The 8,988-nt window shown below is 60.6% G+C and carries 10 protein-coding genes; 3 read left to right on the top strand and 7 right to left on the bottom strand.

The features are described 5' to 3' along the window. Positions 1 to 69: 69 nt before the first annotated feature. The 3 genes from K0F86_RS16960 to K0F86_RS16970 are packed head-to-tail and all read right to left on the bottom strand — an operon-like array spanning position 70 to position 3,641. Positions 70 to 2,322, bottom strand: a complete 2,253-nt coding sequence (locus K0F86_RS16960; RefSeq protein WP_219135500.1) for a bifunctional (p)ppGpp synthetase/guanosine-3',5'-bis(diphosphate) 3'-pyrophosphohydrolase — start codon at positions 2,320 to 2,322, stop codon at positions 70 to 72. 32 nt (positions 2,323 to 2,354) lie between these two features. Then, positions 2,355 to 2,705: a RidA family protein gene (locus K0F86_RS16965; protein WP_219135501.1), complete on the bottom strand. Its 351-nt coding sequence runs from the start codon at positions 2,703 to 2,705 to the stop codon at positions 2,355 to 2,357. Between the two features lie 54 nt (positions 2,706 to 2,759). Then, on the bottom strand, positions 2,760 to 3,641 hold the full coding sequence (locus K0F86_RS16970; protein WP_219135502.1) for an alpha/beta fold hydrolase: 882 nt from the start codon (positions 3,639 to 3,641) through the stop codon (positions 2,760 to 2,762). A gap of 226 nt (positions 3,642 to 3,867) precedes the next feature. Here K0F86_RS16970 and K0F86_RS16975 point away from each other — a divergent pair, with 226 nt between their 5' ends. Then, positions 3,868 to 5,205 (top strand): dicarboxylate/amino acid:cation symporter, encoded by a 1,338-nt coding sequence (locus tag K0F86_RS16975; protein ID WP_257572201.1) that lies wholly within the window; start codon positions 3,868 to 3,870, stop codon positions 5,203 to 5,205. Between the two features lie 236 nt (positions 5,206 to 5,441). Then, a complete protein-coding gene (locus tag K0F86_RS16980; protein WP_219135504.1) occupies positions 5,442 to 5,852 on the top strand; it encodes a DoxX family protein in 411 nt (136 codons plus the stop codon). Positions 5,853 to 5,902: 50 nt separating this feature from the next. Here K0F86_RS16980 and K0F86_RS16985 read toward each other — a convergent pair whose 3' ends face one another. Then, positions 5,903 to 6,553 carry a CoA transferase subunit B gene (locus K0F86_RS16985; protein WP_071077802.1) on the bottom strand — a complete coding sequence of 217 codons (651 nt, stop codon included), beginning with the start codon at positions 6,551 to 6,553 and terminating at the stop codon, positions 5,903 to 5,905. A 20-nt stretch (positions 6,554 to 6,573) separates the two neighbouring features. Further along, on the bottom strand, positions 6,574 to 7,275 hold the full coding sequence (locus tag K0F86_RS16990) for a CoA transferase subunit A (RefSeq protein WP_034784215.1): 702 nt from the start codon (positions 7,273 to 7,275) through the stop codon (positions 6,574 to 6,576). A 147-nt stretch (positions 7,276 to 7,422) separates the two neighbouring features. Between K0F86_RS16990 and K0F86_RS16995 the strand changes: the two genes are divergently transcribed. Continuing rightward, entirely contained in the window at positions 7,423 to 7,989 is a 567-nt protein-coding gene (locus K0F86_RS16995; RefSeq protein WP_099759549.1) for a LuxR C-terminal-related transcriptional regulator, read from the top strand. Here K0F86_RS16995 and K0F86_RS17000 read toward each other — a convergent pair. Next, on the bottom strand, positions 7,986 to 8,762 hold the full coding sequence (locus K0F86_RS17000; RefSeq protein WP_034752351.1) for an SDR family oxidoreductase: 777 nt from the start codon (positions 8,760 to 8,762) through the stop codon (positions 7,986 to 7,988). The genes K0F86_RS16995 and K0F86_RS17000 overlap by 4 nt on opposite strands. Before the next feature lie 14 nt (positions 8,763 to 8,776). Next, positions 8,777 to 8,988: hypothetical protein (locus K0F86_RS17005; protein WP_219135505.1), on the bottom strand; the 212-nt coding region annotated here is incomplete at its 5' end.

Raw genomic sequence — 8,988 nt, forward strand, 5'->3', positions numbered from 1 at the left:
CCAACGGCAAATACCGGGGTCGTACCCTGAGGGTACGACCCCGGCCTCTGCGCTCGGGGTTAAATTTAGCTAACTCCGTCGGGCTTCCAACACGCCACTGACATCCTTAATCACATTCAGCGCCTTCAACAGCTGCGCCGTCGAGCTGATCTCGGCCGTAAACGTCATGCGGGCCTGGCCCTTGGCGCTTTGGGTGTTGACGCCGATCACGTTGATTTTCTCTCGCGAAAAGATTTCGGAGATGTCGCGCAACAAGCCCTGGCGGTCGCCGGCGAGAATGAAGACGTCGACCGGATACACGGTATCGTGCCCGCCCGTGCTGCCCCACTCGGTAAAAATCACGCGCTCGGGCGACTTGGCGCGCATTTCCTCGAAGTTCTTGCAGGTGGCGCGGTGAATCGACACGCCTTTGCCGCGCGTGACGAAGCCGACGATGCTGTCCGGCGGCGCCGGCTTGCAGCACTTGGCCAGCACCGTCATCAAGCCCTCGGTGCCCACCACCAGCACGCCGGACTTGGCGCCCTGCTCCACGCTGGAGGCGCGGCTTTTACCCACCAGCACGGCGTCTTCCGGCACCACCACTTCGCCATTGTCGTGCAGCGCCTGCTCCACGTGGCGCAGGCTGAATTCATCCTTGCCCACCGACAGGAACAGTTCGTCGACTTTCGCAAAGCCCAGCTTTTGCGCCAGCGCTTCCAGATTGACGGCCGTCTTGCCTTCGCGCTGCAAGGATTTCTCCACCAGCGCGCGGCCATGGGCCAGGGTTTCCTGCATGTCGATGGCGTGGAACCAGGCACGAATTTTGGAACGCGTGCGCGTGCTGACGGCGTAGCCGGCGCCCAGCCAGTCGCGCGACGGCCCGGCCGTGCCCGGCGCGCCCTTGGCCGTGATGATTTCACAGGTCTGGCCGTTCTTTAATTGCGTATTCAGGGGCACCATGATGCCGTCGACCTTGGCGCCGCGGCAGCGGTGGCCCACATCCGTGTGCAGGTGATAGGCAAAATCGACGGGCGTGGCGCCCACGGGCAATTCCAGCACCCGCGCCTGCGGCGTCATGACGAAGATGCGGTCGTCCAGGGTCGCCGATTTGAGCTTTTCCACCCATTCGCGCTGGATTTCTTCCTGGCCCACGACGGCGTCGGCCACTTCCGTCTTCCACGCCAGCAACTGGCGCAGCCAGGCGATTTTCTCGTCGTATTTCTGGCCGGCAAAGTTCGAGCCGCCCTCTTCCTTGTAGCGCCAGTGCGCGGCCACGCCGTATTCGGCAAAGCTGTGCATTTCATTGGTGCGGATTTGCACTTCCAGCGGGCGGCCGTCCTCGGCCGTCACCACCGTGTGCAGCGACTGATACCCATTCGGTTTCGGCCGTGAAATGTAATCGTCGAATTCTTTCGGGATGGGGGTCCAGATATTGTGGACCACGCCCAGCACCGTGTAGCAAGTTTTCACGTCGGAAACGATGACGCGGAAGGCGCGCACGTCGTACAGGGCCGTGAAATCAAGTTCCTTGCCGCGCATCTTGTTCCAGATGCTGTAAATGTGTTTCGGGCGGCCAAATACTTCCGCCTGGATACCGGCCGACGCCAGTTCCGTCTGCAGGCGCAGAATCGCCGAGGAAACAAAGCCCTCGCGCATCATGCGCTTTTCTTCCAGCATCTTGGCGATGCGTTTATATGCTTCCGGTTCGATGAAGCGGAACGATAAATCTTCCAGTTCCCACTTCAGTTGCCAGATACCGAGGCGGTTGGCCAGCGGCGCGTACAAATCCAGCGTTTCCTTGCCGTATTCGCGCGTCATTTCGTTGAACAGTTTTAGTTCGGCGAAATAGCGCAAGGTCGTCACGCAAGCGGCCAGGCGCACCAGCACGACACGCATGTCGGAAGCCATCGCCAGCAGCATCTTGCGCAAGGTTTCCACCTGAGCCACGGCTTGCTGCGCCGCATTCTTGCCGCGACCGGCAGCGCTGCCGTGCTGCGCCTGGGTCAGCGCGCGCAAACGGATCAGCTGGCGCACGCCTGTCGCCAGGTCGCACACCTGCTTGCCGAAGCGCGGCTCGATATCGGCCGCCGTATCCGGGTCCAGCAGGGTCAGCTCGAACATCAAGCCGGCGATGCGCGTTTCCGCATCGCTGCGCAGGAAAGCCAGTGTGTTGGCCACACCGATGGCGAATTCCAGCGCGGAACGGCCGGCAAAGGTCTGCTTGTCGCCATACGCTTCGGTGGCATACGCGAGCGCGTCCAGCACGCGCGCGCTGTCCGGCGCACTCAAGCCCTCTACCAGTTGTTCCGAGGTGACGCTGTTCGGGGCCGAGATGGAAACCATGTAATGCCTTATAAACTGAAAAACCAGATAACTTAGCGCTCTGCAGCGATGATGACGATTTCAACCAGGCATGCCGGATTGGCCAGCTTCGCCTCAACGGTGGCGCGCGGCGGGGTGTGGCTTGACGCCACCCAGTCATCCCATACTTCATTCATCCCGTCGAAGTCTTTCATGTCGGCGATGTAGATCTGGCACGACAGGATGCAGGTCTTGTCGCTGCCCGCTTCCATCAGCAAACGGTCGACGTGACCGAGCACTTCGCGCGTCTGGCCGACGATATCTTGCGTGGTGTCTTCGGCGATCTGGCCAGCCAGGTAGATGGTGTTGTTGTGAATGGCTACTTCGGAGAGGCGTTTGCCTACGTGCAGTCGTGTAATTTCCATGCTTCTTCTTTCGGTTGTTTCAAAATCTGTACAGCGGTGTTGCTTGTTGCCTGGTTACTTGCCCAGCAAAAACTTGCGCGCGATGGCGATCTGGTCGTCGTGCACGAAGGTGGGCGCATGGCCCACGCCGGCGATTTCCACCAGCTGCGCCTTCGGGCCGCGGCCCAGCATGATCTGCGCCGTCGCGTGCGACAGCAAATCGGATTCCGACCCGCGCACCAGCAAGGTGGGGCAGCGCACGGCATCATACGCGGCCCACAGCATGGCTTCGTCGCTGGCCGCCGATTCCGGCGTGGCCGAGCGGAACGGCATGGCCAGTCCCATATCATAGTGGCGGCGCCAGTGACCATCCTTATCCTGGCGCAACACATCCACCGCCAGTTTATGCCATTCCGCGTCCGTGTGCGGGCCGAAGCTGGCGGACACGTCGCGCACAAACCTGGCGCCCTGCTCGAAGGTATCAAAACGCAAGTCCTGGCCGATGTAGTCGCCGATGCGCTGCAAGGCTTCCGGCGCCAGGGTCGGGCCGATATCGTTCAACACCAGCTTGCTGATCGGGCTGTCCGGCAACGATGCCAGGCCCAGGCCGATCAAGCCGCCCATCGAGGTGCCGAACCAGTCCACCGTCTGACGCTCGCCATTGGCCAGCACGCGCGCCAGCAGGGTTACCATGTCGCTCACATATTGCGGCACGCGGTAAAACTGCGGATTGGCCAGCCAGCCCGAGCGCCCGCGCCCCACCACGTCTGGGCAGATCACGCGGTAATCGCTGGCCATGGCGCGCGCCAGGTTGTCGAAGTCGTCCGCCACGCGCGTCACGCCATGGGCGCAGACGAGCACGTTCGGATTGTCCGCCGCGCCCCACTCCTTGTACGACATGGTATGCAAGCCTGCGGGGGAGATGCACTGGACGGATTTGATGCTCGCTTCGATCATGCGATTTCCTTATTCGATATAAAAAGAGCACCGCTTTCTGCCTGCCAAGGGATGTCCCGCGCGCGACGCTACGGCAGTGTAGCGCAGCGCGGGCAATGCTCCAAGCGCGCGGCTGAAATGCTGCGCCGCAGCACAGCACTCGCACGTTCGCCATGGCGCAATACCCGATATAGCGAAACTGCATATCTGCGGTTATCCACAATTGAGCCGGCCCGGCAATGGGCGGATGATCGCAGCATCAACCCGCAAGAGGAGACCACTCGTGAAAAAACCATTCTATAAAATCCTGTATGTCCAGGTGCTGTTCGCCATTGTGGCAGGCGTGCTGCTGGGGGTGTTCTACCCGTCGAACGCCGTCGACATGAAACCGCTGGGTGACGGCTTTATCAAACTGATCAAGATGATCATCGCCCCCGTGATCTTCTGTACCGTGGTCTCCGGCATTGCCGGCATGCAGGACGTCAAGAAGATCGGCCGCGTAGGCGGCAAGGCGCTGCTGTACTTTGAAGTGGTCTCCACCTTCGCGCTGGGCATCGGCTTGCTGGTAGCCAATATCCTGAAACCGGGCGCCGGCTTCAACGCCGATCCCGCCCACCTGGACGCCAAGTCGATCGCGCAATACACGCACGCCGAAGGCCTGTCGACGGTGGACTTCCTGATGAACATCATCCCGAAGACCTTCGTTGACGCCTTCGCCAAAGGCGACATCCTGCAAGTGCTGCTGATCGCCATCCTGTTCGGCTTCGCGCTGTCCCTGCTGGGCGAGCGCGGCCGTCCGGTCACCAAGCTGATCGACGACCTGTCGCATGCCATCTTCGGCATGGTCAACATCATCATGAAAGTCGCACCGATCGGCGCGTTCGGCGCGATGGCCTTCACCATCGGCAAATACGGCCTGGCTTCGCTGATTCCATTGGCTAAACTGATGGGTTCGTTCTACCTGACCTGCTTCCTGTTCATCTTCGTCGTGCTGGGCCTGATCGCCAAGTACACGGGCTTCTCCATCGGCCGCTTCTTGCTGTACATCAAGGAAGAACTGCTGATCGTGCTGGGCACGAGCTCGTCGGAATCGGCGCTGCCGGCCCTGATGAAAAAACTCGAGCGCCTGGGTTGCTCCAAACCGGTGGTCGGCCTGGTCGTGCCTACCGGCTACTCGTTCAACCTGGACGGCACCAATATCTACATGACCATGGCTGCCCTGTTTGTAGCACAGGCAACCAACACGGACCTGACCATCTGGCAGGAACTGACCATCCTGGGCGTGGCGATGCTGACCTCGAAAGGCGCATCCGGCATCACGGGCGCCGGCTTCATCACCCTGGCGGCCACCCTGGCCGTGGTGCCGACGATTCCCGTGGCCGGCATGGCGCTGATCCTGGGCATCGACCGCTTCATGAGCGAATGCCGCGCGCTGACCAACTTCATCGGCAACGGCGTAGCCACCATCGTCGTGTCGAAATGGGAAAAAGAACTGGACATGGACAAGCTGCACAGCGAGCTGGCCCATCCCACCCACCCGACCGACGACGCCTACGTCGCACCGAGCGTGAATATCGTCAAGTAAAGCGGTACTCAACATTGAAAAGCCCTGCGGAGCGATCCGCAGGGCTTTTTTCATTGGGCGCGGGTTTTAGCGCATCATCAACCCACAGTAAATCATGCATCAATATTTATCATGATGATCAATGCCTGGAAAACTATTACAGTGCTGTCACCTGTTCGCCGCCAGGCTCGCGCATAATGACATTGCGTTAATGCAAGCCTGACACCGAACCATCCACTTTTTGAATGGAGTACGCCATGTCCCTCTCGCCCGCCCTTTACGCCACCTGGCCCCCACGCTTGCTGGGCCTGCTGCGCATCATCCTCGGCTTCCTCTACATCCAGCACGGCACGGCCAAGCTGTTCGGCGTGCCGCACGTGGCCATGTTCGACGGCTTGCAACTGTTTTCCCTGATGGGCGCGGCCGGCGTGCTGGAACTGGTGGGCGGCGCCCTGTTGCTGCTCGGCCTGTTCACGCGTCCCGTCGCTTTCATCCTGTCGGGCCAGATGGCCGTGGCCTATTTTCTGATGCACGCGCCAAGCGCCTTCCTGCCGATCCTGAACGGCGGCGAAATGGCCGTGATGTACTGCTTCACCTTCCTGTACTTCGCGGCAGCGGGCGCCGGCGCCTACAGCCTCGACGGCTTGCGCGGCAAGGCGGGCGCATAAAAAAAGGGCGGACATCGCTGTCCGCCCTTCTATTCCAGACCACAATCCGTTTATACGGCGGAAACGTCCAGCTCAGCGCCCGTGGCCGCCTGCACCTGCTCCTTGGTCACGCCCGGCGCCAGTTCCACCAGCTTCAAGCCGTTTTCCGTCACGTCGATGACGCCCAGGTCGCTGATGATGACGTCGACCACGCCCACGCCCGTCAGCGGCAAGTCGCACTGTTTCAGCAATTTATGCGACGTCGTGCCGTCCTTGGCCGTGGCCACGTGCTCCATCAGCACCACGACGCGCTTGACGCCGGCGACCAGGTCCATCGCGCCGCCCATGCCCTTGACCATCTTGCCTGGAATCATCCAGTTCGCCAGGTCGCCCTTTTCCGACACCTGCATGGCGCCCAGGATGGCCAGGTTGATCTTGCCGCCACGAATCATGCCGAATGAGTCAGCCGAGCTGAAGTAGGCGGCGCCGGGCAAGGCCGTCACTGTCTGCTTGCCAGCGTTGATCAGGTCGGCATCGACTTCCGCGTCGGTGGGGAAAGGGCCGATGCCCAATAACCCGTTTTCCGACTGCAAAAACACTTCCATATTGTCCGGCACATAGTTGGCCACCAGGGTCGGCAAGCCGATGCCCAGATTCACATAAAAGCCATCCTGCAATTCCTTTGCCGCGCGCGCGGCCATTTCATCTCTCGTCCAAGCCATGATTATCTCCGTATTCTTTTTTATGCTTCAGTGCGCACGGTGCGCTGCTCGATGCGTTTTTCCGGGTTCGCGTTGACCACGATGCGGTGCACGAAGATGCTGGGGGTGTGCACCTGGTCCGGGTCGATCTCGCCCACTTCGACCAGCTTTTCCACTTCGACGATGGTGATCTTGCCCGCCATGGCCACGTTCGGATTGAAATTGCGCGCCGTTTTGCGGTAAACCAAATTGCCGGCGCGGTCGGCCATGTAGGCTTTCACCAACGATACGTCAGCCACCAGGCTGCGTTCCATCACGTATTGTTCGCCGTCGAATTCGCGCAGTTCCTTGCCGTCGGCAACGATGGTGCCCACGCCCGTCTTGGTGAAGAAGGCGGGAATGCCGGCGCCACCGGCGCGCAGTTTTTCGGCCAGGGTGCCCTGCGGCGTGAACTCCAGTTCCAGCTCGCCGGCCAGGTACTGGCGCGCGAATTCCTTGTTTTCGCCCACATAGGAGGCGATCATTTTCTTGATCTGGCGCGTGGTGAGCAGCTGGCCCAGGCCAAAGCCGTCCACGCCCGCGTTGTTGGAAATCGCGGTCAGGCCCGTCACGCCCGAATCGCGCAAGGCGCCGATCAGGGCTTCGGGAATGCCGCACAGGCCGAAGCCGCCGACGGCGATGGTCTGGCCATCTTGGACGATACCGGCCAGCGCCGAGGCGGCGTCAGGATAAACTTTATTCATGGGTGTCCCTCTATCTTTTGTTAAGCTTTGGTCTTGAGTCCATGACTCAGGCAGCGACTCAGCATAAAATACGCGAGTGGAAAGTACAATACCGTAGAACTACCGGCGCCGTGCCAGCAATCCCCCTGTGAGAGTGATACGTATCAGATGAACGCCGCGTCAGCCATCGATTATGAAAGCATCTTCCTGCACGCGCCCGTGGGCATGTGCATGTCGGAAAACCGCATCATGCGCAGCTGCAACGAGGCGCTGGCATCCATGTTCGGCTATGCGCGCGCCCAGCTCGACGACCAGTCCTTCGAAGTACTCTACCCCACGCACGACGAATTCCTGCGCACGGGTGACCGCATCATCCCCATCATGAACACCAAGGGCCGCTATTCGGACGAGCGCATCATGCGCCGCAGTAATGGAGAATTGTTCTGGTGCCACGTGACGGGCCACGCCATGCTGCCGGGCCAGCCACTGGGAGCGGGCATCTGGACGTTCGAGGATGTCAGCGAGAAACGCCCCGTGACGGCCCAGTTGACCCCGCGCGAGCGCGAAATCGCCGCCCTGCTGGTGGAAGGCAAGACCAGCAAGGTCATCGCCCGCCAGATCGACCTCAGCCCCCGCACGGTGGAAATGCACCGCGCCAAGCTGATGCGCAAATTCGCCGCCGCGACCTCATCCGAGCTGGTACACAAGCTGGTGGGACTGCAGCTGCAGCGTTAGAAGGTACTCATTCCACCGTCTGCTGAAATGATCGCGCCGTTAATAAAGTGCGAATCCTCGCCCGCCAGCAGCAGCAGCAGCCCATCCAGATCTTCCGGCTTGCCCGGGCGCTTGTTCGGCAACATTTCGATCAGCTTCTTGCCCTGCTCGGTGGCAAAGTAATCCTCATTGATTTCCGTGGAAATATAGCCGGGGCAGATGGCGTTGGTGTTGATGCCATACTTGCCCCACTCCACGGCCATGGCGCGCGTCATGTGCACCATGCCCGCCTTGCTCATGCAATACACGCCGATCTGCGGCAGCACCTGCAAGCCCGCCATCGAGGCGATATTGATGATGCGGTGCTGTTTCTTCGGGTCGCCCTTGGCGCGCGCGATCATGCGCTTGGCCGTCTGCTGGGCCACGAAGAACGATCCGCGCAGGTTGGTGTCCATCACGAACGAATAATCTTCGGGCGTGACGTCGACCAGGCGTTGCGTGGTGGAAACACCGGAATTGTTGACGAGGATATCGATGGGGCCCGCTTCCGTTTCCGCATGCGCGATGGCCGACTTGATGCTGGCGAAGTCGGTCACGTCGAGCGACACCACGTGCGCGGCACCGCCATCGGCTTCGATTTCGGCGCGCAACTCCTTCAGGCGTTCGGTGCGGCGCGACGCCAGCACGACCTGCGCGCCGGCCTGGGCCAGCACTTTCGCAAAGCGCGCGCCGAGGCCGCTCGATGCGCCGGTAATCAGGGCAATCTTGCCCTCGAAATTGACTTCTATGCCCACGAGCTACTCCTGTTTTATTTTAGACAACACTTTACACCGTGCCACTGGCACAGGGGCAAAATACCCTGCGTCACACTTGAGCAAAGGTAAACGCCATCATTACACAAAATGGCTGGATTTAGATTGCGGCGAGGGGCAATGTCACGCAAAATGGCGCCAAAGTTGCAATCCTCGCCAAAACAAGCACACTCGTGCTTAAATTTATCCGAAGATTCCTCACCCACCC

This window comes from Janthinobacterium sp. UMAB-60 (assembly GCF_900095235.1).
Classification (GTDB): Bacteria; Pseudomonadota; Gammaproteobacteria; order Burkholderiales; family Burkholderiaceae_D; genus Janthinobacterium.

Bases quoted from the DNA above. Each gene is read 5' to 3' on its own strand.
- K0F86_RS16960 (WP_219135500.1), bottom strand. From the start codon at position 2,322: ATGGTTTCCATCTCGGCCCCGAACAGCGTCACCTCGGAACAACTGGTA.
- K0F86_RS16965 (WP_219135501.1), bottom strand. From the start codon at position 2,705: ATGGAAATTACACGACTGCACGTAGGCAAACGCCTCTCCGAAGTAGCC.
- K0F86_RS16970 (WP_219135502.1), bottom strand. From the start codon at position 3,641: ATGATCGAAGCGAGCATCAAATCCGTCCAGTGCATCTCCCCCGCAGGC.
- K0F86_RS16975 (WP_257572201.1), top strand. From the start codon at position 3,868: ATGATCGCAGCATCAACCCGCAAGAGGAGACCACTCGTGAAAAAACCA.
- K0F86_RS16980 (WP_219135504.1), top strand. From the start codon at position 5,442: ATGTCCCTCTCGCCCGCCCTTTACGCCACCTGGCCCCCACGCTTGCTG.
- K0F86_RS16985 (WP_071077802.1), bottom strand. From the start codon at position 6,553: ATGGCTTGGACGAGAGATGAAATGGCCGCGCGCGCGGCAAAGGAATTG.
- K0F86_RS16990 (WP_034784215.1), bottom strand. From the start codon at position 7,275: ATGAATAAAGTTTATCCTGACGCCGCCTCGGCGCTGGCCGGTATCGTC.
- K0F86_RS16995 (WP_099759549.1), top strand. From the start codon at position 7,423: ATGAACGCCGCGTCAGCCATCGATTATGAAAGCATCTTCCTGCACGCG.